The following is a 26366-nucleotide window of genomic DNA, read 5'->3' as shown; positions in this document are numbered from 1 at the left end:
AGCGTGGAACGGCGGTGCCGGCCCAACGCCTAAACTGGAGGGCATGCTCGTCAGCCCCCGAATCACGCCCTCGACGGCGGCCGGCGACTGATGCTCAAGATGATGCTGCGCCCGAGATGGGTGCTCGCACTGCTCCTCGCCCTCGGCATCGCCGCGGCGTTCGCGCTGCTCGGCCAGTGGCAGCTCGAGCGAGCCGTCGAGTCATCGGTCGTGGTCGAACGCCCGACCGAGGAGGTGCGGCCGTTCGCGGGCATCGCGGAACCCGACGGACCGACGACGCAGGCGGCGACCGCCCAGCTCGTCGAGGTCACCGGCACCGTCGTGCCCGGCGACACCGTCATCGTCGAAGGCCGCCTGAACGAGGGCGTCGCCGGATTCTGGCCGGTCGTGCACCTCGAGGTGACCGACGGCACCCCGGCGGGCCTGCCCGTCGCGCTCGGCTGGTCCGCCGATGAGCAGGCCGCGCGCGAGGCCGCCGACGACTTCGAACGATCGATCGACCCGACCGAGCCCGTCACGATCGTCGGCCGCTTCCTGCCGAGCGAGGCGCCGATCGCCCCCGACGACGAGGGCGACCCGTTCGCGATGCAGACGGTCGCCGTGGCGCAACTCATCAACATCTGGGCCGACTACGACGACCGGCCCGTCTACTTCGGCTACGTCACCGCGGCCGAGGCGCCAGCCGGTCTCGACGCGATCGTCTCGCCGCCGCCCGAGCAGGAGCAGCAGCTCGACTGGCTCAACGTCTTCTACGCGATCGAGTGGGCCGTCTTCGCCGGCTTCGCGATCTACCTCTGGTACCGGCTCGTGCGCGACGCCGTCGAACGCGAGCGCGAAGAGCAGGAGGCGGCCGAGGCATCCGCTGCCCCGCCCGCCGCAGGGGCGCCGGGCGACGACTGACGATCCCGCGCTCGACGCCGCGTAGACTGGTGTCATGCCCCTCGAGCCGAAATCCGCCGATCTGCCGCGCATTCGCGGGGCGTTGAAGTTCTACCAGGTCGCTTCGGTGATCACCGGTGTCATGCTCCTGCTGCTGTGCGCCGAGATGATCATGAAGTACGCGTTCCACCTCGAGCTCTACGCCTTCGGCGACCAGGGCGTGCTCGCCTTCACGCCGGTGATCGAGACGGCCGCCGGCCTCGAGTCGACCGGCACCGGCGTGAACCTCTCGACCGGCATCCTCATCGCCCACGGCTGGTTCTACGTCGTCTACCTCTTCAGCGACTTCCGGCTCTGGAGCCTCATGCGCTGGCCGTTCAGCCGCTTCATCGTCATCGCGCTCGGCGGCATCGTGCCGTTCCTCTCGTTCTTCCTCGAGGCTCGCATCGGCCGCGAGGTGCGCGGGTACCTCGACCGCCGCGAGGCGGCAGAGGCCGCGGCCGCCGCATCATCCGACACCACCGACACTTCCGACCCCGTGGAGGCCCAGCAGTGACCGATCAGCCCACCGAGCAGCGGCCGGTACTCGTCGTCGACTTCGGCGCCCAGTACGCCCAGCTCATCGCCCGGCGCGTGCGCGAGGCATCCGTCTACTCCGAGATCGTGCCGCACACGATCACCGCGGCCGAGGTGGCTGCCAAGAACCCGATCGGCATCGTGCTGTCCGGCGGACCGTCTTCGGTCTACGAAGAGGGCGCCCCGGCACTCGACGAGGGCATCCTGAAGCTCGGCGTGCCGACGCTCGGCATCTGCTACGGCTTCCAGGTCATGGCGCAGCAGCTCGGCGGCGAAGTCGCGCACACCGGCCACCGCGAATACGGCGCGACCGCCGTCACGGCTCGAACCGACGACGAGAACGCGTTGCTGGGCGGCCAGCCCGAGGCGCAGATCGTGTGGATGAGCCACGGCGACTCCGTCGCAGTGGCACCCGAGGGGTTCGAGGTGCTCGCCTCGACGGCCACGACCCCGGTCGCCGCGTTCGCGAACGACGAGCAGGGCTTCTACGGCGTGCAGTGGCACCCCGAGGTCAAGCACTCCGAGTTCGGCCAGAAGGTCATCGAGAACTTCCTGCACCGGGCCGCGGGCATCCCCGCCGACTGGAACTCGGGCAACGTCATCGCCGAGCAGGTGGCCCGCATCCGCGAGCAGGTCGGCACCGGCCGCGTCATCGCGGGCCTCTCGGGCGGCGTCGACTCCGCGGTCGCCGCAGCGATCGTGCACGAGGCCGTCGGCGACCAGCTCGTCTGCGTCTTCGTCGACCATGGGCTGCTCCGCAAAGACGAGCGCCGCCAGGTCGAGGTCGACTACGTCGCAGCCACGGGGATCCGTCTCGTCACGATCGATGCCGCCGACACGTTCATCGATGCGCTCGCCGGGGTCAGCGACCCCGAGACGAAGCGCAAGATCATCGGCCGCGAGTTCATCCGCGCCTTCGAGCAGGCGGAGCGCGATCTGATCGCCGAGGCCGACGCAGACGGCGAGCCGATCAAGTTCCTCGTGCAGGGCACGCTCTACCCCGACGTGGTCGAGTCGGGCGGCGGCACGGGCACTGCGAACATCAAGAGCCACCACAACGTCGGCGGCCTGCCCGAAGACCTGCAGTTCGAGCTCGTCGAACCGCTTCGCACGCTCTTCAAAGACGAGGTGCGCGCCATCGGCCGCGAGCTCGGGCTGCCCGAGGCGATCGTCGGCCGCCAGCCGTTTCCGGGGCCAGGCCTTGGAATCCGCATCGTGGGCGAGGTCACCCGTGATCGTCTCGATCTGCTCCGCGAGGCGGACGCGATCGCCCGTGAGGAGCTGACCGCCGCCGGCCTCGACCAGGAGATCTGGCAGTGCCCCGTCGTGCTGCTCGCCGACGTGCGCTCGGTGGGCGTGCAGGGCGACGGCCGTACCTACGGACACCCGATCGTGCTGCGCCCCGTCTCGTCGGAGGACGCGATGACCGCCGACTGGACGCGCCTGCCGTACGACGTGCTCGCGAAGATCTCGAACCGCATCACGAACGAGGTGCCCGAGGTGAACCGCGTGGTGCTCGACGTCACGTCGAAGCCGCCGGGCACCATCGAGTGGGAGTGAGGCCGGACGGGGCGCCATCGCGTCTCCCGCTCGACCGCTGACGAAGGCCGGTACCCGATGGGTGCCGGCCTTCTGGCGTGCCCTGGCAGGGCTGCGGATTCGCGGTGCTGCCAGACTGGGAGCATGGGCGTCGTCGAGAACTCGAAGTTGACCGTCGTCGGAGCCGGGAGCGTGGGCACGAGTCTCGCGTACTCGGCACTGATCCGTGGGAGTGCGAGTGAGGTCGCGCTCTACGACATCGCACGTGAGAAGGTCGAGGCCGAGGTGCTCGACCTCGCGCACGGCACGCAGTTCACCGGATCGTCTGTGAGCGGCGGGGCCGACCTCGGCGTCGTCGAGGGCTCCCACGTCATCGTCGTCACCGCCGGGGCGAAGCAGCAGCCCGGCCAGTCCCGCCTCGAGCTCGCGGGCACCAACGTCCGCATCCTCGAGAACCTGCTGCCTGCCCTCCTCGAACGCGCCCCCGACGCGGTCATCGTGCTCGTCACGAATCCCGTCGACGTGCTCACCGTCGCCGCGCAGCGCATCACCGGCCTGCCGCCGCACCGCATCTTCGGCTCGGGCACCGTGCTCGACACGTCACGCCTGCGCTGGCTGCTTGCCCGTCGAGCCGGGGTCACCACGTCGAGCGTGCACGCCGACATCGTGGGGGAGCACGGCGACACCGAGTTCCCGCTGTGGTCGAACGCCCGCATCGGGCCCGTGCCGATTCTCGAGTGGCGCGGTGCGGAGCCGTTCTCGGCGGGCGAACTCGACGAGATCGCCCGCGAGGTGCGCGACTCGGCGTACACGGTCATCCGCGGCAAGGGCGCGACGAACTACGCCATCGGCCTCGCCGGGGCGCGCATCGTCGAAGCGGTGCTGAACGACGAGCGGGCGGTGCTGCCGGTCTCGACGGTGCTCCGCGGCATCCGTGGTCTCGACGGCGTCGCGCTGTCGCTGCCGAGCGTCGTCGGCGGCGATGGCGCCGTGCCGGTCGCCGAGACGCCGTTCTCGACGGAGGAGGAGTTGCTGCTCCGGGCCTCGGCCGACGCGATCACGGCCTCGGTGGCGACGCTCGGCATCTGAGCGCTCCGACCGTGGCACCGAAACGATGAACGGCCGCCCCGAGGGGCGGCCGTTCTGTCGTGCTGCTTGGCGAGCGTCAGTCGCGAGCGATCGCGAGCATGCGCAGGATCTCGAGGTACAGCCAGATGACCGTCACCATGATGCCGAAGACACCCGACCACTCGTACTTCTTCGGGGCGCGGTTGCGCACGCCCTGCTGGATGAAGTCGAAGTCGAGCACGAGCGAGTACGCGGCCATGATGACGACGAGCACGCCGAGGATGAGTCCGAATGGGATGCCCATGATCTCCGCACCGCGGAGTCCCCAGGGGTCGTCGGTCACACCGAACAGGATCAGACCCAAGTTCACCAGCGAGAAGACGGCGTAGCCGACCATCGCGATGAGGAAGATCTTCGTCGCCTTCTTCGACGCGCGGATCTTGCCCGAGGCGAAGAGCGCGAGCGTCACGCCGACGACGACGAGGGTCGCGATGACCGCCTGGGCGACGATGCCGCCGCCATAGGTCATCTCGTACCACGCCGAGATGCCGCCGACGAAGACACCCTGCACGCCCGCATAGGCGAGGATGAGGGCCGGCGACGGCTCCTTCTTGAAGATGTTGACGAGCGCGAGCACGAACCCGACGAGGCCGGCGCCGATCCAGAGGAACGGCATCGACTCGGTCGTGACCCAGCCGAGGGCTGCGCCCACGAGGAGCAGGCCGAACGAGACGGCCGACTTCTGCACGGTCGTCTCGACCGACATCGTCTCGCCGGCGGGCGGCGTCGCGGGCTGGTTGTACATCTCCTGCAGCTGCTGGGCCGAGATGTCTTGCGCTGCGGCCACGCCCCCCTGCGCGGAGAACGCGGAGTTCCGCGAGAATGCGGGGTTGTCGAGAGCCATGGGTTTCCTCTGCTTTCGGCTGTGTTCGGGGGTCGGGCGGCGGTCGCACGCGGCATCCGCTCGACTACCAACCTACCCGAGTTGTCCGTGACAACGCCTTGAGTTTCCGCGACATTCCCGGCTCGGCATGGTGGGCGCTGACTACGCTTGGCGCATGCAGCACCACGACGCTCCGCGCCCGCTCGTGATCGGTCACCGCGGTGCGCCCGGGTACCGGCCGGAGCACACGCGCTCGGCGTACGAACTCGCGTTCGCGCTCGGGGCCGATGCCGTCGAGCCCGATATCGTCGCCACGCGCGACGGCGTGCTCGTGCTCCGCCACGAGAACGAGATCTCGGGCACGACGGATGTCGCGAGCCGCCCCGAGTTCGCCGGTCGCCGCACGACGCGCGAGATCGACGGCGCGCCGCTCACGGGCTGGTTCACGGAGGACTTCACGTGGGCCGAGCTCGCGACCCTGCGGGCGCGCGAGCGCCTCGGCGCGATCCGCCAGTCGAGCGCGAGCTTCGACGACCGGTTCCCGATCATCCGGCTGCGTGAGCTCTTCGAGATCATCGACGTCGCCTCCGACGAACAGCGCCGCACGCTGCGGATGGTCGCCGAGTTCAAGCACGCCGCGCACTTCGACGCGCTCGGGCTGCCGCTCGACGAGCTCTTCCAGGCCGAGCTCGACGCAGCGGGATGGGGCCGCGGCGACGAGCGGCTCATCATGGAGGCGTTCGAGCCGACACTGCTCGATCGGCTCGGGGCGCGCGGCATCCGGGGCAAGCGGGTCTTCCTCATCGAGGGCTCCGGGGCTCCGTGGGACCTCGTGCTCCAGCAGGGCCGGAGCGCCCCCACGTACGACTCCTTCGTGACCGAGGCCGGGCTTCTCCGGCTCGCCGGGCGCTTCGACGGCGTGAGCGTGGGCAAGGCGCGGCTCGTCGGCAGGGCGAAGGCGAGGCGAGCGGATGTCGCCGGCGCACCGCTCTCGGGCGCCGAGCTCGTCGACGCGGCGCACGCGGCCGACCTCGAGATCTACACGTGGACCCTCCGGCCCGAGAACGCGTTCCTCACGGTCCCGTTCCGGCGCGGCACCGTTCGGGCCGCCTTCGGCGACTGGGCGGGGGAGTTCGACCAGATCATCGCCATGGGCGTCGACGGGGTGTTCCTGGATCATCCGGACCTCGGCGTCGAGGCGCGCCGGGCCTTCGCCGCCGCGATCTGAGTGCCGGGGGAGCCCGACCGCGCTCACCGGGCGGCTGTCGGCGGGCGCGCCTAGACTTGAAGGCGATATGACGCTGATCCTCGACCCCGACGACCCGGCCGGCTGGCGCGAGGCGCCCTCCGCCGTCGATGCAGGCACCGACTCCACCGGCACCGGCGGCTCCCGGCTGACCGACGGCCTGAACCCCGAGCAGCGCGAGGCGGTCGAGTACCGCGGGCCCGCGCTGCTCATCGTCGCGGGCGCAGGTTCCGGCAAGACGCGTGTGCTCACGCACCGCATCGCGAGCCTCATCGAGAGTCGAGAGGCGTGGCCGAGCCAGATCCTCGCGATCACGTTCACGAACAAGGCCGCCGCCGAGATGCGCGAGCGCGTCCAGGCACTGCTCGGCGAGAGCGCCTCCGGCATGTGGATCTCGACCTTCCACTCGGCGTGCGTGCGCATCCTCCGCCGCGAGGCCGAGTCGATCGGCCTGTCGTCGACCTTCACCATCTACGACTCCGCCGACCAGCGCACGATCCTGAAGCGCATCATCAAAGAGCTCGACGCCGACACGATGGGCTTCACGCCCGCGAGCGCGCAGGCCAAGATCTCCAAGCTCAAGAACGAGCTCGCCGACGTCGAGACGCACGCGCGCAACGCCAACATGAACGACCCGCAAGAGGTCATGTTCCTCGAGATCTTCCGCCAGTACACGCGGCGGCTCCGGGCGGCGAGTGCGCTCGACTTCGACGACCTCATCGCCGAGACGGTCTACCTCTTCCGGGCCTTCCCGAAGGTCGCGGCGCTCTACCAGCGCCGCTTCCGGCACATCCTCGTCGACGAGTACCAGGACACGAACCACGCCCAGTACTCGCTCATCCACGAACTGACGCGGGCGGTGCCGCGCGACGTCGTCGCCGAGCTCGACGAGCACGGCATCCTCGTGCGCGGGCTGACGGATGCCTCGGGCGCGATCCCCGGCGCGAGCCTCACGGTCGTCGGCGACTCCGACCAGTCGATCTACGCGTTCCGCGGCGCCGACATCCGCAACATCTCCGAGTTCGAACGCGACTTCCCGGGTGCCAAGGTCGTGCTCCTCGAGCAGAACTACCGCTCGACCCAGAACATCCTCTCGGCGGCGAACGCCGTCATCTCGAACAACTTCGACCGCAAAGAGAAGAAACTCTGGACGGCCGACGGAGATGGCGACAAGATCACCGGCTACACGGGGTACACCGCTCACGACGAGGCGCAGTTCATCGCCGACGAGATCGAGTCGCTGCACCGCGAGGGCGTCGCCTACCGCGACATCGCCGTGTTCTACCGCACCAACGCGCAGACCCGTGCGCTCGAGGAGATCTTCGTCCGCTCGGCGCTGCCCTACCGCGTCGTCGGCGGCACGAAGTTCTACGAGCGTGCCGAGATCAAGGACGCGATGGCCTACCTCATCGCAGTCGCGAACCCCGTCGACGAGCTCGCGCTCCGGCGCATTCTGAACACCCCGAAGCGCGGCATCGGCCCGGCCACCGAGACGGCGCTCGCCTCCTTCGCCGAGCAGAACGAGCTGACCTTCCGCCAGGCGATGCGGGCGGCCGACGGACTCGGGCTCGGACCGAAGGTGACGGGCGCGATCTCGGCCCTCGCGAACGTGCTCGATGAAGCGGCGGCGATGCTCGTGCCCTCCGCCGAGGGCCTCGCGGCCGGCACCAACGTCGGCGCTGCCAAGGTCTCCGACGTGCTCGTGTTCCTCGTCGAGAAGTCGGGCCTGCTCGACGCGCTCCGCAACAGCCGCGACCCGCAAGACGAGACCCGTGCCGAGAACGTCGAGGAGCTCGTCGCCCAGACCCGCGACTTCGATCGCGAGAACCCCGGCGCGACGCTCGTCGATTTCCTCACCCAGGTCTCGCTCGTGGCCGCGGCCGACGAGCTCGACGACGCATCCGGCACCGTCTCGCTCATGACGCTGCACACGGCCAAGGGCCTCGAGTACCACGCGGTGTTCCTGACGGGCATCGAGGAGGGACTCCTGCCGCACCAGATGTCGGCCTCGGAACCCGGTGGCCCGGCCGAAGAGCGCCGGCTCTTCTACGTCGGCATCACTCGCGCCCGCAAGCGCCTCTACCTCTCGCTCGCGATGAGCCGGGCGCAGTTCGGCGAGGTCGCCGTCGCGATGCCGTCGCGCTACCTGCAGGAGATCCCCGAGGGCCTCATCGACTGGCGCCAGTCGCCGGGCATGGCGACCTCCCGCGGCGGCACCCAGCCCCGCGCCCTCAACGCCCGTCGGGGAGCCCCCGGAGGTGCCTGGGGCACTCGCGATCGCGACCTCGAGCGGTTCAGCGTCACACGCTCAGACAAGCCCAAGACCGAGTGGGCGAACCGGGTCACCGGCACGGTGCGCGACAACGGCGACCTCACGCTCGCGGCCGGCGACCGCATCCGCCACACCGACTTCGGCGAGGGCAAGGTCACCCAGGTGACGGGCGAGGGCACGAAACGCATCGCCCACGTCAGCTTCGACACCGCGGGGCAGAAGAAGCTCCTCATCAAGATCGCGCCCATCGAGAAGCTCTGATGGCCGACCCGCAGGGCGCGCCGCGGCCGGCGGGGTTCGTCGCGCGGCTCCGCTCGCTCGGGGCGCTCGACCTCGAGGTGGCGTTGCGGGCCGCGCTCGCCGCGGTCGTGCCGCTCACGGTGCTCGTCGTGCTCGGCCGGGTCGACCTCGCGGCGTACGCGGCGTTCGGCGGCATGACCGCGATCTTCGGCCGGAGCGAGCCGTATCGCACGCGCGTGCGCACCGTGACCGCCGCCGGAGCGGCGCAGCTCACGGCGATCGGCGCCGGCATCCTGCTCTCGGCGACAGACGCCCCGCTCGCGATCGAAGCCGCCGTGCTCGCCGCGGTGATCGCAGTCGTGATCATCGGGTACAACACGCTCGGCGTCACGCCGTCGGGTCCGTTGTTCGCGGTCTTCGCCGTGCTGGTCTGCGCCGCCCAGCCCGTCGACGAGGGCAGCGGATGGCTCCGCTGGGGCGTCGCGGCGGCGGCGGCGGCGTTCGCATGGCTGCTCGCGATGTCGGGCTGGCTGCTGCGAAGGGCCGCCCCCAGGCGAGCGCGGACGATCTTCAAGCCGCTGCCCCGGCAGGCGCCGGTGCGCGTGCGCGCCTCAGCCGACCCGCGCGTCTGGCTGAACGTCGTGCAGAACGTGGTCGCGGCACTCGCCGCAGGGGGAGCAGCACTGCTCCTCGGCATCGGCCACCCGTACTGGGCCGTCGTCAGCGCCGTCGCCGTGATTCCGCCCGCTCGCGCCGCGCACACCGTGCAGCGCGCGTGGCATCGGGTCATCGGCACGGCAGTCGGTGTCGGCGTCGCCGGGCTCGTGCTGTGGCCCGAGCCGCCCATCTGGGTGCTCGTCGTCGTCATCGGGATCTGCCAGTTCGGCGCCGAACTCCTCGTCGGCCGCCACTACGGCGCCGCCCTCGTCTTCGTCACGCCGCTCGCCCTGACCGTCGCCCATCTCGCGGGGTCGGCTCCGCTTCCGGTGCTGCTCGGCGACCGGCTCGTCGAGACCGTGATCGGTGCGGCGCTCGGCGTCGCCGCGGTGCTCGCCGCCCGCCGGTTCGTCGAGTTCGTGCCGATGCCGCCGCCGACCGTCGCGACCCCGAGCATCGAACCCGAGGAGCAACCATGAGCTGGCCGACACGTGAACGTCGCACCGTCTACGAGAACCGGTGGATCACCGTCACCGAAGACGACGTCGTGCGACCCGACGGCACCGACGGCATCTACGGCGTCGTCGAGCTCCGCAACGACGCCGCGTTCGTCGTCGCGATGACCGATGACGACGAGGTCCTGCTCGTCACGATCGACCGGCACACCGTCGGCACCTCGATCGAGGTCCCCGCGGGCGGCACCGACGGCGAGGATCCGCTCGTCGCCGCGCAGCGCGAGCTGCTCGAGGAGACGGGGCACGAGGCGGCCGAGTGGCGCGAGATCGGGCGGATGACGGCGCTCAACGGCATCTGCCGCGCCGCGGAGACGGTGTACCTCGCCACCGGCCTGCGCCACGTGGCATCCGTCGCGGGTTCGCAGGCCGAAGAGGGCATCAGCGCGGTGCAGGCGGTGCCGTTCGCCGAGGCGGTGCGCATGGTGGCCGAGGGCGAGATCACCGACGGCGAGACGATCGCGGCGCTGTTCTACGCCGCAGCAGCGCTCGGCCGCGTCGGCTGAGAGGCTCCGGCCCAGAGGGTCCGAGCCTCCGAGGTCCCGACGCCCGGCTTCGGAGTCGCGGGCATGCAGTGTGTGGTCGTCGTCAGCCCGCGAGGCGGTCGATGAGGCTCATGGCGTCGAACGGGGCCCGCACCTTCACGTCGTTGTCGAAGTAGACGTAGACGTCGCGACCGGCCGAGAGGTTCGTGCGCACCCAGGCCTCCCACCGGTCGAGCGCGGCGTCGTCGTAGCCCGAGGTGTAGAKCTCGGTGTCGCCGTGGAGCCTGGCATAGGCGAAGTCCGCGGTCGCCCAATCGATGCGCGACCATTTCCCCGCGGTGTCCGCGGTGACGGATGCGACCTGGTGGCGTTCGAGGAGCGCGCGCCACGCGTCGGACTCGAAGCTCGGGTGACGTACCTCGAGCGCGTGCCGGAGCGCCTGCTCCGGCGACGCGGCGAGCGCATACGCCGTCCGGCCCGACATCCGCCGGTCGCGATGTCGCGCGAGCGCGGCGGCGTCGCCGTGGGTGCGGGGGAGAGCAGAGAGGAAGCCCTCGAGCTTCGACGGTTCGAATGCGAGGGTCGGCGGCAGCTGCCAGAGCACCGGTCCGAGCTTCTCGCCGAGCGAGAGCACGCCGGATGCGAAGAAGTTCGCGAGCGGCGCTTCGAACCCGCTCAGTCGCTTGACGTGGGTGATGAACCGCGGCCCCTTCACGGCGAAGACGAATCCCGGCGGGGTGGCATCCCGCCAGCGCACCCAGGATGCCGGCTTCTGCAGCGAGTAGAACGATCCGTTCACCTCGACCGAGTCCACTCGTTCGGCCGCGTAGGCGAGCTCGTCCGCCTGGCGCAGGCCCTTCGGATAGAACACGCCTCGCCACGGCGGGTACACCCACCCCGAGATGCCGATGCGAGCCCTCGCCGAGCGCGTCATGCATCCAAGTCTTCAACGGATGCGCCGCCGGCGCGACCCCTCGGCCCGCGATTCGGTGCAGCGGCGCCGGTTCGGACGCGCGGAACGGGAGGAGTAGCATGGAAGTTGGCCCAACTTATCTTGACGTCGAGATTCTTCGGCGGGTCGGGCCGACACCCACCAGCCCCTGTGCGCTCTCGCGCGTGCGGATCGATTGGAAGTAGAGCGTGGATCTTTACGAGTACCAGGCCAGAGACCTGTTCGAGCAGTACGGGGTTCCCGTGCTCCCGGGCATCGTCGCCGACACCGCCGATGAGGTGCGCGCGGCCGCCGAGAAGCTCGGCGGCGTCGTGGTCGTCAAGGCCCAGGTGAAGACGGGCGGCCGCGGCAAGGCCGGCGGCGTCAAGGTCGCGAAGAACCCCGACGAGGCGTACGAGGCCGCGAAGGCGATCCTCGGGCTCGACATCAAGGGCCACGTCGTCAAGCGCGTCATGGTCGCCGGCGGCGCACGCATCGCGCAGGAGTTCTACTTCTCGGTGCTGCTCGACCGGGCCAACCGCTCCTACCTCTCGCTGACGAGCGTCGAGGGCGGCATGGAGATCGAGGTGCTCGCCGTCGAGAAGCCCGAGGCGCTCGCACGCGTCGAGGTCGACCCGATCGCCGGCATCGACGCGGCGAAGGCCCGTGAGATCGCGGTCGCCGCGAACTTCCCGGCCGAGCTCGTCGACAAGGTCGCCGACGTCTTCGTGAAGCTCTACGAGGTCTACAAGGGCGAAGACGCGACGCTCGTCGAGGTCAACCCGCTGATCCTCGACGAAGACGGCAACGTCATCGCGCTCGACGGCAAGGTCACCCTCGACGAGAACGCCGAGTTCCGTCACGCGAACCACGCCCTCCTCGAGGACAAGGCCGCCGCAGACCCGCTCGAGGCTGCTGCGAAGGAACTCGACCTCAACTACGTCAAGCTCGACGGCGAGGTCGGCATCATCGGCAACGGCGCGGGCCTCGTCATGTCGACGCTCGACGTGGTCGCCTACGCTGGCGAGAATCACGGCGGCGTCAAGCCCGCCAACTTCCTCGACATCGGCGGCGGAGCCTCGGCCGAGGTCATGGCCAACGGCCTCGGCATCATCCTCGGCGACCCGCAGGTCAAGAGCGTGTTCGTGAACGTCTTCGGCGGCATCACGGCATGCGACCAGGTCGCCAAGGGCATCGTGGGCGCGCTCGCCGAGCTCGGCTCGGCCGCGAACAAGCCGCTCGTCGTGCGCCTCGACGGCAACAACGTCGACGAGGGTCGCCGCATCCTCGCGGAGGCCGCGCACCCGCTCGTGACCCTCGCCGAGAACATGGACCAGGGCGCCGACAAGGCCGCCGAGCTGGCGAACGCCGCGTAAGTAAGGGATTCAGACATGACGATCTTCCTCAACAAGGACTCCAAGGTCATCGTCCAGGGCATCACCGGTGGCGAAGGCTCGAAGCACACGTCGCGCATGCTCGCGGCGGGCACCCAGGTGGTCGGCGGCGTGAACGCGCGCAAGGCCGGCACGAAGGTGCTGCACAACGACGCGGCAGGCAACCCGGTCGAGCTTCCGGTGTTCGCCTCGGTCGCCGAGGCCATGGAGCAGACGGGGGCGGATGTCTCCATCGCCTTCGTTCCCCCTGCCTTCACGAAGGATGCCGTGGTCGAGGCCATCGATGCGTCGATCCCGCTCCTCGTGATCATCACCGAGGGCGTGCCCGTGCAGGACTCCGCGGAGTTCTGGGCCTACGCGCAGGAGAAGGGCAACGCGACGCGCATCATCGGCCCGAACTGCCCCGGCATCATCAGCCCCGGTGAGGCGCTCGTCGGCATCACGCCGGCGAACATCACCGGCAAGGGGCCGATCGGCCTCGTGTCGAAGTCGGGCACGCTGACGTACCAGATGATGTACGAGCTGCGCGACCTCGGCTTCTCGACCGCGATCGGCATCGGCGGCGACCCCATCATCGGCACGACGCACATCGACGCGCTCGCCGCGTTCGAGGCCGACCCCGAGACGAAGGCGATCGTGATGATCGGCGAGATCGGCGGCGACGCCGAAGAGCGCGCGGCCGACTTCATCAAGGCGAACGTCACGAAGCCGGTCGTCGGCTACGTCGCAGGCTTCACGGCGCCCGAGGGCAAGACCATGGGCCACGCCGGCGCCATCGTCTCGGGCTCCGCTGGCACCGCACAGGCGAAGAAGGAGGCCCTCGAGGCCGCTGGCGTCAAGGTCGGGAAGACCCCGTCCGAGACCGCCCAGCTGCTTCGCGAGGTCTACGCGGCGCTGGGCGCATAAGCGCTCAACCCGTGGCGAAGGCCCCGTCGGCGATGCCGGCGGGGCCTTCGTTCATTCAGTCGTTCGACTCATCCTCCCGTCACGGGTCGATCACGATCGTGCACGTCACGGTCTGCGGCTCCAGGTTGTTGAGGGTCAGCGAACCGTCGCCGTTCGCACCGGTCGACGTGTCCGGGTCCGGCAGGCCGGGGACGCAGTCGATGGTCGATGCCGTGCCGCCGTCGATCTGCGAGTCGACCGAGACCGTCAGGTTCGTCAACGGCATGTTCTTGAACGACACCGTCGCGGCGGGAGTGATCGGATCGCAATCGCCCTCGCTCTCGACGACTGTCGCCGTCTTGCCGTTCGCGCCGACCAGGTGGTAACCGGTCGGTACGGTCTCCGTGACGGTGTAGTCGCCGGCGAACGCGCTCACGAGCAGCCCGGGGACGCAGGCGACGCCGTTCGCATCGGTCACGGCCTGCACGCCGGCGGGTGGCAGGCCACCACCGGTGACGGTGAACGTGACGCCCTGGTGCGGGTAGTCGCCCGATCCGGTCGCCGCGTGCTTGCGCGTCTTCACGATCTTGATCGCGCCGACCTCCCTGCTGTTGGTGAACGTGCAGGTCACGGTCTCACCCGCGGACACGGCGATCGCCCCGACGGCGGAGCCGTCACTGCAGGTCGCCGACTGGAGATTCCAGTTCGCTGGCACGGTCTCGGCGGCATCGTACGTTCCGGGAGTCAGCTCGGCGAAGGTCTTCGAGTCCTTGCCGGCGGCCCCGGGTGCCGTCGTGGTGAGCGTGAATGCGGCGGGCGTCAGCGAGCTCGACGTGAAGTCGAAGGCGCCCTGTCCGTCAGCGGTGACCTTCTCGATGATGATCGTGCCGCGTGGCCGGTTCGTGAACGTGCAGTCCACGGTGTCGGTTGCGCTCGCGAGGTTGAACGAGACCGTGCGTGTGGCGACATCGGTCGTCACGTTCGCCCCGGCCGAGCTCGCACTGCAGTTGATGCTGAGCAGATCCCATCCGTCCGGTGGCAGGTCTTCGGAGACCGTACCGGCCTGGCCCGTGAGCACTCCGGGGATGACCTTCACGCCGTCATCCGTCAGGTTGAACGTGTTCGGAACCACCGGCGAGGTCGTGAACGCCTTCGTGAAGCCGAACGACGTCACGTTGGGGTTCTCCTCAGGGAGCGTCTCCTTGCGGATCGTCACCGAGCCGCAGTTCGAGATGTTCGTCGGCGCGGGTGCGATGAAGTCCTTCATCGCCGCTGAGAAGGAGTCGGAGGACCGGCTCTTCAGGTACGCGCTGCCGAAGGAGACGCACGTTCCCAACCCGCCTGTCAGGGCGGTGAAGTTCACGGATGCCTCGCCGAAGGTGCGAGCCGAGATCGCTCCGAGGCCGTCAGCAGCGCCGGCGGAGATCGCCGTCGTGTTGATCGAACCGGTCGCGTTGCCCGCGGACGTGAGGTTGTTGCGCGTGCTCCAACAGGGAACCGCATTGCTCGCCGCACACTGGTTGCCAGCTCCCGTCGTGATCCAGCTCGATACCCAGAGCACGGGGTTCGTGCCACCCTGCGACAGGTCGTACTGGATGAGCAGGTCGCCCGCGGTGCGGACCGGCGTCACGTTGTTGGCCGAGATGGTCGACGACTGGTTGAACTCGAAGTCCATGTTGGTCGTGCCGCTCGGATCCTGAACGCGGTGCCAGAACATGTGCAGGAACTTGGTGCCGTTCGCGGTGGTCTCGAGGTAGGTGCCGAAGTTCTTCAGGTCGCTCTTGTTCGGCGGGATGCTCCCGTCGACGACCGAGGGCACCGGGGTGTCCTCCTTCGAGCCCTGACCGAACGAATCGTCGCCCGAGCCGGTCGGCAAGTCGGCCTTGCGGTTCTCGGTGACGCCGGCCCAGTCGAGCGACGGTGCCCCGTCGTCGACCACGAGGTTCGCGTTCGTGTCGATCTCGAAGTTGCTGCCGGCCAGGCTGACCTCGGGGTGGGACGCCTGCGCGGGGCCGGCCGCGATCACTCCGGTGAGAACGAGAGCGCCGGCGGCCGAGGCCGCGACGATGCGCATAGGCCTGCGCACGGGGTGATCTGGTGGTGTGGGGCTTGGCAGGGTGTGGTCGCGTCGAAACATCGTCGCCTCCGTTGGGGGGTGTTGCAAACTTCCGATCGGTCGGGATGGCCGATCGGGTCCCCTTTGGGCGTGATGGGCGGCGGTGTGCCGGCGCGCGCGAAGCGCGTAAGTGCCTGTCGTCAGTCCGGCCGCCTCGGGTAAGCGACGACCGGCAGCATCAAGACCCGAAGAGGAGTCTTACGCTTGTCAGGCGCAGGCTACACCCGGCGAGGAATGGCCGGGCGGAAAGATGAAAGATCCTCACCCTCCAGAACGGGGGGTGTCGCTCTGCCGGACTGCCGGAAGCCGATCCGCCGCAGCCGCGCGGGAGCCGTTCCGTGCGACCGGGCTCCCATGCCAGAGTTGGAGGATGAACGAGCAGCAGCCGTCGGCGAAGGGCATGAGTCAGGCCCACAAGATCGTCCGGGCCACCTTCGTCACCGAGGAATCCGTCTACGGAGTGCTCCTCGTCTCGGGAATGATCGTCGCCTCAGGCGGCCATGGGGAGAGCTCGTGGCGCGTGTTCTGGAGCGTCGCGATCACCGTCGTGGTCTTCTGGGCCGCGCACGTGTACGCGGGAACCGTCGCCCACCACGGTCTCGACAACGACCGGGTCGTCGGCCTCCGGGAGTCGTTCGGTCTCGCACTGCTCCGCTCGCGCGGGCTCCTGCTCTCGTCGGCGATCCCGCTCTTCATCCTCCTGCTCGGCGCGACCCGGGCGATCCCCGACCCCGTGGCGATCTGGACGGCACTCTGGGCGGGCGTCGTCGTGCTCGCGGTGCTCGGGTACATCGCCTTCCACCGACGAGGTGCGTCGTGGCCGGTGAAGGTGCTCGGCTCCCTCATCACCGCCGGGTTCGGTATCGCCCTCATCGTGCTGAAGGCCGTCATCCACTGAATGACGCGACACGACCCCTTCACGCGAATGGGACGATGCGCCAAGGAACGGGCGGGCGCTAGGGTCAAGGGCAGGGGTGCCTCATGGCCAAGAACGGTGACAACGAGCTCGAGGCGCGGATCGCCGCGCTCGAGTCCGAGAACGCAGCGCTTCGCGCAGGCCTCGAGCAGGGGGTCGAGGATGCCGCGGCATCCGCTGCGCCGAAGCCCAGGCGCAGCTGGGGCCGGAGCCTCACGGCCGTCGTGCTCATCGTGGTCGGCCTCCTGCTCGCGCCGGTCGCCGTGATCACCGCATGGGCTCGCCTCGAGCTCGCCGACACGAACCGCTTCGTGGCGACCTTCGCGCCGATCGCCGAAGACCCTGCGGTCCAGGCGTACATCGGCGACGAGGTGACGGCTGCCATCGAGGAGCAGGTCGACATCCCGGGGCTCACGTCCGACGTGTTCGACGGGATCCGCTCGCTCGGGCTGCCGCCGAAGGCCGATGCGGCGCTGGGACTGCTGGAGGGCCCGGCGACGCAAGGCATCCAGTCGCTCGTCTCCGACGTCGTCGACCGGCTGGTCACGTCCGAGGCGTTCGAGGACATCTGGGCGAACACGCTGCGCATCACGCACACGCAGTTCGTGGCCGCCATGCAGGGCGATCCCGACGCCGCGCTGGACATCGGCAGCGACGGCACGATCTCGGTGCAGCTCGGGCCCATCGTCGAATCCGTGAAGCAGCGTCTCGTCGACCAGGGCGTCGGTTTCGCGCAGGCGATCCCCGACGTGGATCGGAGCGTGGTCATCGCGCAGGACGACTCGTTCGCGCTCATCCGCACGCTCTACGCGCTCGCCGTCGGCGTCGGCACCTGGCTGCCCTGGGTGATGCTCGCGTTCCTCGTGATCGGTGTCGTCGTGGCACGCAACCGCACCCGGGCGCTCGTCTGGACGGCAGGGGGCTTCGCCCTCTCGATGGCGCTCCTCGCCGCCGGCGTCGGCATCGGACGCTGGTACTTCGTCGGCACGGTGAGCCCGTCGGTGATGCCGGCGAACGCCGCGGAGGCGATCTACTCGGGGCTCATCGAGATCATGATGTCGACGGTCGTGGCGCTCCTCGTGCTCGGCGTGCTCGTGGCCGTCGTGGCCTGGTTCTCGGGCCCGTGGCGTCCGGCCCGTGCAATGCGCGGATTCGCCGGTTCGGGGTTCGCGGCCGTTCGGCGCGCCGCTGCATCGCACGGTGTCACGACCGGGCGGTTCGGCATCTGGCTCGATCGCTGGCGGGTCATCGCGTACATCGCGATCGCGGTCGTGGCATCGCTCGTGGTGCTGTTCTCGCGCCCCGTCTCGACGGGCTTCGTCGTCACGACCGTGCTGCTCGCGCTGCTCGCACTGCTGGTCGTCGAGCTGCTCCGGCGACCGGAATCCGAGGTGGAGTCGGCCGGCGATGCGTCGATCGATGGCGTCGAGGAGGTCGACGAGGCCGTGCTCGTCACGGTCGGGCCCGACGGCGACGCCGTCGCGACGGTCGTCGACGAGGTCGAGGTCGAGTCGCCGAGTCGCGTCGACCCCGCACGTCCTGCCGACTGAGGGGCGCCGGGCGGGATAGGCTCCCGGTGGAATGAGACGCACGACGATCGCCCTGCTCGCCGGCCTCGAGGCATCCGTCGCCGCCCTCATCGGCCTCGGCATCGCGCTCGTGCCGCTCATGCTGCTGTGGGCGGTGCACTTCGGACTCGCGATCGACGCGACCCTCTTCTTCCGCGCGGCGGCCGACGTGTGGCTGCTCGGCCACGGCGTCGACCTCGTGCTGCAACTCGACCCGATGACCGCGGAGCAGACCGGCCTGCCGGGCGCGGGCGACCCGTTCCCGATCACGATCGCACTCCTCGGCTTCGCGCTCATCTCGGTGGCCTTCGCGCGTCGCATCGGCCGGCGCTCCGCCGCCGAGGGGCACTCGTTCACCGGCGGCATCGCCGCCGTCGCCGTCTACGCAGTGGTCGGCTTCGTGCTCGCGAGCGCAGCGGGCGTCGACGGCGCCAGGTCCTCGCTCTGGCAGGCCGCGCTGCTGCCGGCGTTCGTGATGGCCGTCGGCGTCGTGATCGGAGCGGTCCTGGAGACGCTCCGAGACGACCCGATGACGGATGCCGCGGGCGGCTTCGTGCGCCGCCGGGTCGCCGACCTGCCTCCGGTGCTGGTCGACACGGCGCGCATCGTGGTGCGCATCGGCGCCGGTGCGGCGTTCGGTCTTCTCGCGGTCGCCGGGGTGCTCGTCGCGGGGCTCATCACAGTCGACTACGCGACGATCGCAGGGCTGTACCAGTCGCTCGGCAGCGGGATCGACGGCGGTATCGCCCTGACCGTCGCCGAACTCTCGCTCATCCCGAACCTCGTCATCTGGGGCGCGGCGTGGCTGCTCGGGCCCGGATTCGCGCTCGGCGCAGGATCCTCCGTCGCTCCGACGGGCACGCTCCTCGGGCCGGTGCCCGGCATTCCGCTGCTCGGCGCGCTGCCGAGCGAGGCCCAGCCGTTCGGGGCGCTCTGGCTCATCGTGCCGGTGCTCCTCGGGTTCCTCGGCGCGTGGGTCGTGGTGCCGCCTCAGTCGTCGCCGGCGTGGAATCCGCGTGGTCGCGACGATGTGCGCGCCGCCTGGTGGTTCCCCGCCGTGATCGGCATCGGCTCCGGGGCGGTGGCCGGACTCGTGCTGGGCCTCCTCGCCTGGTGGTCGGGCGGCGCCGTCGGTCCGGGCCGGCTCGCCGAGGTCGGCCCCGATCCGCTGGCCGTCGGCGGCGTCGCCGCACTCGTGTTCGGCATCGGCGCCCTCGCGGGCGCGTACTCGGCGAGGGCGCGCGGCCGGTCGGAGGGCGACCACGAGGCATCCGCTCGACCGTCGTTCGACCGCGGCCTGGGCGACGAGCCGCCGCCCTTCGACCCGAACACGACCGAAGTGCTCGGCCGTTAGCCCGAAGGGACGCGGCGCGGTATCGAACCTTCGGCGGCCGGTAGGCTCGAAGGGTGCTGAAGCTCGTCGTCCTCATCTCGGGCACCGGATCGAACCTTCGTGCCCTGCTCGACGCCTCCGCCGACGCGGAGTTCCCGGCGCGGGTCGTGGCGATCGGTGCCGATCGCGACGCCGAAGGGCTCGCCCTCGGGGAGGAGTTCGGCGTGCCGACTTTCTCCGTTCCCTTCACGGCATATCCCGACCGCAACTCCTGGGGCGACGCCCTCATCGCCGAGGTGGCGCGCTGGGAGCCCGACGTGGTCGTGCTCTCTGGCCTCATGCGGCTCGTGCCGCCCGCCGTCGTCGACGCGTTCTCGCCGCACCTCATCAACACGCACCCGGCCTACCTGCCCGAGTTCCCCGGCGCGCACGGGGTCCGCGACGCGCTGGCCGCCGGCGTCACCCAGACCGGCGCGAGCCTCATCGTCGTCGACAACTCCGTCGACGGCGGCCCCATCATCGCGCAGGAGCGCATCCCGGTGCTGCCTGGCGACACCGAGTCGAGCCTGCACGATCGCATCAAGCCCGTCGAGCGACGCCTGCTCATCCAGGCCGTGCTCGACATCGCCAACCAGCACCTCGACCTGAAGGAACTCGCACGATCATGAGCGGCGCCACGCACGACCCGAGCCTCTACCGCGACCGCGATGTCGTGCCCGTGAAGCGGGCGCTCGTCGCCGTGAGCGACAAGCGCGGCCTGGTCGAGCTCGCCACGGCGCTCGTCGGCGCCGGCGTCGAGATCGTCTCGACGGGCGGCACGGGCAAGGCCATCGCCGACGCGGGCCTGCCCGTCACGCAGGTCGCCGACGTCACCGGCTACCCCGAGCACCTCGACGGCCGCGTGCGCACGCTCCACCCGGCCGTGCACTCGGGCCTCCTCGCCGACCTCCGCCTCGAGAGCCACGAAGCCGAGCTCGCGGGCCTCGGCATCGCACCCTACGAGCTCGTGGTCGTGAACCTCTACCCCTTCGCCGAGACCGTCGCGGCGGGCGCTGCCCCCGACGCGGTCATCGAGCAGATCGACATCGGCGGCCCCGCGATGGTACGCGCCTCGGCCAAGAACCACGCGAACGTCGCCGTGGTGGTCTCGCCCGATCGCTACGACGAGATCGCCGCCGCGGTCGCGGCGGGCGGCACGTCCCTCGCCCAGCGCACCGAGCTCGCGCGCGAGGCGTTCCGGCACACGGCGTCGTACGACGTCGCCGTCGCCTCCTGGCTGGGCAGTGTCGTCGCGCCCGACCAGCCCGCCGACGAGTCGCCGTTCCCTGCGTGGGTCGGTGGCACCTGGACCAAGGACGCCGACCTCCGCTACGGCGAGAACTCGCACCAGAAGGGCGCACTGTACGCCTCGAACGGCGGGCGCCCCGGCATCGCGCAGGCCGTGCAGCTGCACGGCAAGGAGATGTCGTACAACAACTACGTCGACGCCGACTCCGCGGTGCGTGCGGCATTCGACTTCGCCGAGCCGGCCGTTGCGATCATCAAGCACGCGAACCCGTGCGGCATCGCGGTGGCCTCGGCCGGGGCATCCGACCCCATCGCCGACGCCCACCGCAGGGCGCACGAGTGCGACCCGGTCTCGGCGTACGGCGGCGTCATCGCCGCGAACCGCACCGTGACCGTCGAGATGGCGCAGACCGTCTCGGGCATCTTCACCGAGGTGCTCATCGCGCCGGCCTTCGAGGCCGAGGCGCTCGAACTGCTCTCGCAGAAGAAGAACATCCGGCTGCTGACGCTCCCCGAGGGATTCACGCCGACGGCGGTCGAACTGCGCCAGGTCTCGGGCGGCATGCTGCTGCAGCAGGCCGACCGTCACTTCTCGCCGGCATCGGAGTGGACCCTCGCCGCGGGTGAGCCCGCCGACGAGGCGACCCTCGCCGACCTCGAGTTCGCCTGGACCGCGTGCCGCGCGGTCAAGTCCAATGCGATCCTCCTCGCCGCAGGCGGCGCCTCGGTGGGCGTCGGCATGGGCCAGGTGAATCGCGTCGACTCGTGCAAGCTCGCAGTCGAGCGCGCGGGGGAGCGGGCGGCGGGTTCGGTCGCGGCATCCGATGCGTTCTTCCCGTTCGCCGACGGCCTGCAGATCCTCCTCGACGGCGGCGTGCGCGCCGTCGTGCAGCCGGGCGGCTCGGTCCGCGACGAAGAGGTGATCGCGGCGGCCCGCGAGGCCGGCGTCACGATGTACTTCACGGGCGAGCGCCACTTCTTCCACTGAGCTGCGGCGCGGTTCCGCCGCAGCTTCGGAGATCTGCACCCATTCGGATGCATCAGCGCATGTGATGCCGAATCTGCGGCGATCTCCGCACCTGTGGTTGGCGGGCGTCGTGAGTGCGTGGAGCGGGGTGCCAGGGCGCGCCCGACGGGCGGATGCCGCGGCATCCGCCCGGCCCTGACGGCGGTACCCTTGAATCGAACCCGTGCTCATGAGGCGCAGGGAAGGTTCCGCCCACGAAGCGGATGATTCAAGGAGAACGATCGATGACGATCACCCACGCACCGGCGACCCCCGCGACCGGCGCAAGCGCAGCACTGCCGACGGAGGCACCCGACCACGAACGGGTGCTCATCACCCGGGGAGCCCGTTCCGGGCTCACGGTCATCGTCGCCGTGCACTCGACCCGGCTCGGCCAGGCCCTCGGCGGCGCCCGGCTCTGGCACTACGGCCAGTGGACCGACGCCCTCGCCGACGCCCTCCGCCTCTCGCAGGCGATGACCATGAAGAACGCCGCGGCGGGGCTCGCGCGCGGCGGCGGCAAGTCCGTCATCGCGATCCCGGCCGGCACGACGATCGACGCCGCGACGACCCACGACGCCATGCTCGACCTCGGCGACGCCATCGAGTCCCTCGGCGGTGCCTACATGACCGCCGAAGACGTCGGCACGAGCGCCGAGCTCATGGCCGTCGTGCACGAGCGCACCGAGCATGTCTGCGGCCTCCCGCCCGAGCAGGGCGGCGTCGGCGAGCCGGCGGATGCCACGGCCGCGGGCGTGCACGCCTCCATCCTCGCGACCCTCGGCGAGGTCTTCGGTTCCAACGACCCGGCCGGCCGTCACTTCGTGATCGCCGGACTCGGGCAGGTCGGCGGACGTCTGGCGCGCAGCCTCGCCGCCGCAGGCGCCCGCCTCACCGTGACGGATGTCGCGGACGGCAAGCGCGCCCTCGCAGGCGACCTCGGCGCCGCCTGGGTCGACCCGGCGGAGGCGCACCTCGTCGAGGCCGACGTCTTCGTGCCGTGCGGACTCGGCGGCGTGCTCACCCCCGAGGTCGTCCGCGACCTCCGCGTCGCCGCCGTCGTCGGCGCCGCGAACAACCAGCTGGCCTCGCGCGACGTCGCCGCCCTGCTGCAGGAGCGCGGCATCGTCTGGGCGCCCGACTTCGTGGTGAACGCGGGCGGGGTCATCTACCTCGACGTGGCGAGCGCGCCCGGCGCCGACCAGGCCGCGCTCGACGCCCGCATCGAGGGCATCGGCGACACTGTGGCATCCGTGCTGCGCAGCGCCCGTGCCGATGGCACGACGACGCTCGAAGCGGCGGAGCGGCTCGCCCGCACCCGTCTCGACGCGGCACGCTGAGCTGCGTGCTGAAGCGGCATCCGGATGTTCCGGGTGCCGCTTCTCGGCGCGCCGATCAGCGCATGCCCGCGCGCCCGGAGGATGAGCGGAGGGCTCCGGCCCGCCAGTAGGCTCGTGCCATGACGTCCCCCGCCATGCCCCCGACCGCCCCGGCCAGGTTCACCCCGGCGATCACCCCGGGGCGGCGGGTGGCAGCGGTGCTCGCATCCTCGGCCGCCGTCGCGCTCGCGGCGATGCTCGTCTCGCTCCTCGCCTTCTTCATCGGCAGCGGGCAGTCGCCGCAGGTGCTCGGCGACGTGTTCGGCCACTTCGCGCTCGCCGCCTTCGTCGCGTGGGTGCTGCTCTCGCTCGCGAACGCCGTGGGGGCGACCCGGGCCTGGTTCCTCACGCTCATCACGGGCTTCACCTCGGGCTGCCTGGCGGCGCTCATCGCGACGACCGTGACCGCGAGTGCCGCGGGCTACCCGTTCTCGGGACCGATCTTCCTTTTCGTCGTCGGCTCCCTCGTGAGCCTCAACCTGATCTTCATCATCTCGATCATCGTCGGCGAGATGCTGCTCGCCCCCATCGTGTTCCGCGGCATCCTCGCCTATTCGCCCGAGGCGATCGAGCGGCGCATCGCGCTCGTGCGCATCCCGGCATCGAACCTCGACGAGGCGGTGCTCACGCATCGGGAGCGGCAGCCCACCGACCAGGCGCTCGCCGACCAGCAGTGGGACAACTACTGCGCCGCCCTCGTGGCCGAGGGGTGGGAGACGATCGAGGTCGACGCGGCGCCCGAGCTCGCCGACTCGGTCTTCGTCGAGGACACGGTCGTGATGTTCGGCGATCTGGCCGTGATCGCGAGCCCGGGCGCCGAGTCGCGTCGCCCTGAGGTCGAGGCGGTCGAGCGCGCGCTGCGCGAGGTGCCCGGACTCACGGTGACGCGCATCGAACTGCCGGGCACCCTCGACGGCGGCGACGTGCTGAAGGTCGGTTCGACGGTCTACGTCGGGGCGTCGGATCGCACGAACGCCGAGGGCATCCGGCAGCTGCGAACGCTGCTCACCCCGCATCGGTACACGGTCGTGGCCGTGCCCATCACGAAGGCACTGCACCTGAAGAGCGCCGCCACGGCGCTGCCCGACGGCACGATCATCGGCGACCCGGCGCTGCTCGACGTCACCAGCCTCTTCCCGCGATTCCTGCCGGTGTTCGAGCCCCAAGGGGTCGCCGTCGTCGAGCTGTCTCGCGAGTCGCTGCTCATGTCGTCGTCGGCGCCGCAGACGGCGGCGATGGTCGCGAGCCTCGGCTACCGGGTGGTGACCGTCGACATCTCCGAGTTCGAGAAGCTCGAGGGCTGCGTCACGTGCCTGTCGGTACGGGTGCGCTGAGCGAGACCGCCCGGCCGTCGTGCAGCTCGAGCACGTGGTCGGCGCGGCCGACGAGGGCGGGGTCGTGGGTCGTGACGACGGCGGCCACGCCGCGCGTGTGCACGAGCTCGCCGATGAGGTCCATGACGGTCGCGGCGGTGCCGCTGTCGAGCTGACCGGTGGGCTCGTCGGCGAGGAGCAGCTGCGGACGCGCAGCGAGCGCACGGGCGATGCCCACCCGCTGCTGCTGGCCGCCCGAGAGCTCGTACGGCCGCTGCGCCGCGTGACCGGCGAGCCCCACGAGGGCGAGCGACTCGGCGACGCGGGCGTCGCGTTCGGCGGGGTCCATGCGCTGGAGACGCAGCGGCACCTCGACGTTCTCCGCCGCCGAGAGCACGGGGATGAGGCCGAACGACTGGAAGATGTAGCCCAGCCGGTCGCGCCGCACGGCGGCGAGCTCGTCGTCGCCGAGGGCCGACAGCTCGTCGTCGCCGAGGAGCACGCGCCCGCTCGTCGGCCGATCGAGGCCGCCGAGCAGGTTGAGCAGGGTGGTCTTGCCCGCGCCCGACGGGCCGGTCACGACGAGCAGCTCGCCCGGCCGCACCTCGAGCGACACCTCGGCGACCGCGTGCACGGCCCCCGCCTTCGCCTCGAAGACGCGGCTGATCGATTCGGCGCGCAGCGTGCTCATCGCTCTTCCTCCGGTGCATCGGTGACGGATGCCTCAGCCGCGCGCTCCTCGGCGCGTCGAGCACGTCGGGTCGTGGGTGCGGCAGGCGGTGGGCTCGCCGGACCGGAGGCGGGCGACGCATCCGTGTGCGCGCCGCTCGGAGCACGGCCGGTGTCCGCCGCGCCGGGGGACGCCTGCTGATCGGTCGGGCGCCGCGCCGCGGCATCCGCTCGCCCCTCGTCGCCCGGCCACACGCCGACGTGATCGGCCTCGAGCGCGAGTCTCACCCGGTCGCGGAGCTCGAGGCTCTGCATGAAGTCGTGCGGCAGCTGGAGCCGCCCCACCCGGTCGAGCACGGCGAACTCCTCGGCGATGTGCTCCTCTTCGCCGTGCTCGTCGAGCCGCGTCGACCGCAGCACCTCGGTCGAGGTGCGTCCGTCGCGGATCTGCACGGTGCGGCGCACGTGATCGGACACCGTCGGGTCGTGCGTGACGATGAGCGTGGTGACGCCGAGCTCCTCGTTGACGCCGCGCATCGCCTCGAGTACCGCGGCCGACGTCGCCTCGTCGAGCTCGCCGGTCGGTTCGTCGGCGAGCAGCACCTGCGGCGCGTTCGCGAGAGCCACCGCGATCGCGACGCGTTGCTGCTGGCCACCCGAGAGCTCACCGGGTCGCCGGTCGTGCAGCTCTCCGACATCGAGCAGCTCGAGGAGCTCCGCGACGCGGCTCGCCCGCGCGGCACCGCGGAGCGTGCCCGCGACGTTCATCGCGAGCGCGACGTTCTCGGCCGCGGTCAGGTAGGGGAGGAGGTTGCGGGAGGTCTGCTGCCAGACGAAGCCGACCGTGTGGCGCTGGTAGGCGACGCGTTCGCGGGCACCCATCGTGAGGAGGTCGTGGCCGGCGACCCGGGCGACACCGGCCGTGGCGGTGTCGAGACCGGAGAGGATCGTCAGGAGCGTGGACTTGCCCGACCCCGAGGCGCCGACGACCGCGACCATCTCGCCCGGGTCGACCCGCAGGTTCAGGCCCTGGAGTGCCTGCACCTCCACACCGTCGGCGCTGAAGATGCGCACCAGGTCGGTGCAGAGCACGTGCGGCTGTGCCGCAGCGGCGGGGGAGCCGTGGTGCTGCGACGCCGGGGTCTGAGCCGGAGTCCGGGGCTGGGCCGGAGTCTGCGCCTGGGCCGAGGCGGGCTGGTCGGTGCTGGTCAC

The 26366-nt window shown here is 70.6% G+C and carries 22 protein-coding genes; 17 read left to right on the top strand and 5 right to left on the bottom strand.

Annotated elements, in window-relative coordinates; genetic code table 11:
* Positions 1-102: 102 nt before the first annotated feature.
* The 4 genes from ASD23_RS12015 (at position 103) to ASD23_RS12000 (ending at position 4083) form a co-directional block, all read left to right on the top strand.
* Complete coding sequence (locus ASD23_RS12015) at positions 103-900, top strand: SURF1 family protein (RefSeq protein ID WP_162248743.1); 798 nt, start codon at positions 103-105, stop codon at positions 898-900.
* 34 nt (positions 901-934) lie between these two features.
* On the top strand, positions 935-1435 hold the full coding sequence (locus tag ASD23_RS12010) for a DUF3817 domain-containing protein (protein WP_056010727.1): 501 nt from the start codon (positions 935-937) through the stop codon (positions 1433-1435).
* Positions 1432-3015, top strand: coding sequence for a glutamine-hydrolyzing GMP synthase (gene guaA, locus ASD23_RS12005; protein ID WP_056010724.1), 1584 nt, complete (start codon positions 1432-1434; stop codon positions 3013-3015). Before ASD23_RS12010 ends, guaA begins: the two co-directional genes overlap by 4 nt.
* Positions 3016-3138: 123 nt before the next feature.
* Entirely contained in the window at positions 3139-4083 is a 945-nt protein-coding gene (locus ASD23_RS12000) for an L-lactate dehydrogenase (RefSeq protein WP_056010719.1), read from the top strand.
* 76 nt (positions 4084-4159) lie between these two features.
* On the opposite strand, the gene ASD23_RS11995 is transcribed toward ASD23_RS12000, so the two are convergent.
* Entirely contained in the window at positions 4160-4966 is an 807-nt protein-coding gene (locus ASD23_RS11995; protein ID WP_056010716.1) for a Bax inhibitor-1/YccA family protein, read from the bottom strand.
* A 154-nt stretch (positions 4967-5120) separates the two neighbouring features.
* Between ASD23_RS11995 and ASD23_RS11990 the strand changes: the two genes are divergently transcribed.
* The 4 genes from ASD23_RS11990 (at position 5121) to ASD23_RS11975 (ending at position 10378) form a co-directional block, all read left to right on the top strand.
* On the top strand, positions 5121-6173 hold the full coding sequence (locus tag ASD23_RS11990; RefSeq protein WP_056013106.1) for a glycerophosphodiester phosphodiesterase family protein: 1053 nt from the start codon (positions 5121-5123) through the stop codon (positions 6171-6173).
* A 67-nt stretch (positions 6174-6240) separates the two neighbouring features.
* On the top strand, positions 6241-8724 hold the full coding sequence (locus tag ASD23_RS11985) for an ATP-dependent helicase (RefSeq protein ID WP_056010713.1): 2484 nt from the start codon (positions 6241-6243) through the stop codon (positions 8722-8724).
* Positions 8724-9839 (top strand): FUSC family protein, encoded by a 1116-nt coding sequence (locus ASD23_RS11980; protein ID WP_082571397.1) that lies wholly within the window; start codon positions 8724-8726, stop codon positions 9837-9839. Before ASD23_RS11985 ends, ASD23_RS11980 begins: the two co-directional genes overlap by 1 nt.
* Positions 9836-10378, top strand: a complete 543-nt coding sequence (locus ASD23_RS11975) for an NUDIX domain-containing protein (RefSeq protein ID WP_056010710.1) — start codon at positions 9836-9838, stop codon at positions 10376-10378. The genes ASD23_RS11980 and ASD23_RS11975 overlap by 4 nt, the downstream gene beginning before the upstream one ends.
* 82 nt (positions 10379-10460) lie before the next feature.
* On the opposite strand, the gene ASD23_RS11970 is transcribed toward ASD23_RS11975, so the two are convergent.
* Complete coding sequence (locus ASD23_RS11970; protein WP_056010707.1) at positions 10461-11291, bottom strand: DUF72 domain-containing protein; 831 nt, start codon at positions 11289-11291, stop codon at positions 10461-10463.
* Between the two features lie 206 nt (positions 11292-11497).
* Here ASD23_RS11970 and sucC point away from each other — a divergent pair, with 206 nt between their 5' ends.
* Together sucC and sucD are read left to right on the top strand one after the other, a co-directional pair.
* Positions 11498-12664, top strand: a complete 1167-nt coding sequence (gene sucC, locus ASD23_RS11965; protein ID WP_056010702.1) for an ADP-forming succinate--CoA ligase subunit beta — start codon at positions 11498-11500, stop codon at positions 12662-12664.
* Positions 12665-12679: 15 nt separating this feature from the next.
* Entirely contained in the window at positions 12680-13588 is a 909-nt protein-coding gene (sucD, locus tag ASD23_RS11960; RefSeq protein ID WP_056010699.1) for a succinate--CoA ligase subunit alpha, read from the top strand.
* Positions 13589-13667: 79 nt separating this feature from the next.
* On the opposite strand, the gene ASD23_RS11955 is transcribed toward sucD, so the two are convergent.
* On the bottom strand, positions 13668-15641 hold the full coding sequence (locus tag ASD23_RS11955) for a prealbumin-like fold domain-containing protein (protein ID WP_056010695.1): 1974 nt from the start codon (positions 15639-15641) through the stop codon (positions 13668-13670).
* A 412-nt stretch (positions 15642-16053) separates the two neighbouring features.
* Here ASD23_RS11955 and ASD23_RS11950 point away from each other — a divergent pair, with 412 nt between their 5' ends.
* The 7 genes from ASD23_RS11950 (at position 16054) to ddaH (ending at position 24506) form a co-directional block, all read left to right on the top strand.
* Complete coding sequence (locus ASD23_RS11950) at positions 16054-16581, top strand: hypothetical protein (RefSeq protein WP_056010692.1); 528 nt, start codon at positions 16054-16056, stop codon at positions 16579-16581.
* 83 nt (positions 16582-16664) lie between these two features.
* On the top strand, positions 16665-18149 hold the full coding sequence (locus ASD23_RS11945; protein WP_056010689.1) for a hypothetical protein: 1485 nt from the start codon (positions 16665-16667) through the stop codon (positions 18147-18149).
* A gap of 31 nt (positions 18150-18180) precedes the next feature.
* Complete coding sequence (locus tag ASD23_RS11940) at positions 18181-19521, top strand: cell division protein PerM (protein WP_056010686.1); 1341 nt, start codon at positions 18181-18183, stop codon at positions 19519-19521.
* A gap of 53 nt (positions 19522-19574) precedes the next feature.
* Positions 19575-20168, top strand: coding sequence for a phosphoribosylglycinamide formyltransferase (gene purN, locus ASD23_RS11935; protein WP_056010683.1), 594 nt, complete (start codon positions 19575-19577; stop codon positions 20166-20168).
* Positions 20165-21775, top strand: coding sequence for a bifunctional phosphoribosylaminoimidazolecarboxamide formyltransferase/IMP cyclohydrolase (purH, locus tag ASD23_RS11930; protein ID WP_056010680.1), 1611 nt, complete (start codon positions 20165-20167; stop codon positions 21773-21775). The genes purN and purH overlap by 4 nt, the downstream gene beginning before the upstream one ends.
* A 263-nt stretch (positions 21776-22038) precedes the next feature.
* Positions 22039-23133: a Glu/Leu/Phe/Val dehydrogenase family protein gene (locus ASD23_RS11925; protein ID WP_056010676.1), complete on the top strand. Its 1095-nt coding sequence runs from the start codon at positions 22039-22041 to the stop codon at positions 23131-23133.
* Between the two features lie 119 nt (positions 23134-23252).
* On the top strand, positions 23253-24506 hold the full coding sequence (ddaH, locus tag ASD23_RS19435) for a dimethylargininase (RefSeq protein WP_279387798.1): 1254 nt from the start codon (positions 23253-23255) through the stop codon (positions 24504-24506).
* On the opposite strand, the gene ASD23_RS11915 is transcribed toward ddaH, so the two are convergent.
* Both ASD23_RS11915 and ASD23_RS11910 read right to left on the bottom strand, forming a co-directional pair.
* On the bottom strand, positions 24478-25176 hold the full coding sequence (locus ASD23_RS11915) for an ABC transporter ATP-binding protein (RefSeq protein ID WP_056010673.1): 699 nt from the start codon (positions 25174-25176) through the stop codon (positions 24478-24480). The two genes, ddaH and ASD23_RS11915, sit on opposite strands and share 29 nt — an antisense overlap.
* Positions 25173-26366 carry an ABC transporter ATP-binding protein gene (locus tag ASD23_RS11910; protein ID WP_442854321.1) on the bottom strand — a complete coding sequence of 398 codons (1194 nt, stop codon included), beginning with the start codon at positions 26364-26366 and terminating at the stop codon, positions 25173-25175. Before ASD23_RS11910 ends, ASD23_RS11915 begins: the two co-directional genes overlap by 4 nt.

Source organism: Agromyces sp. Root1464, assembly GCF_001427265.1.
Lineage (GTDB): Bacteria > Actinomycetota > Actinomycetes > Actinomycetales > Microbacteriaceae > Agromyces > Agromyces fucosus.
This window is presented reverse-complemented; position numbering and strand designations above follow the sequence as displayed.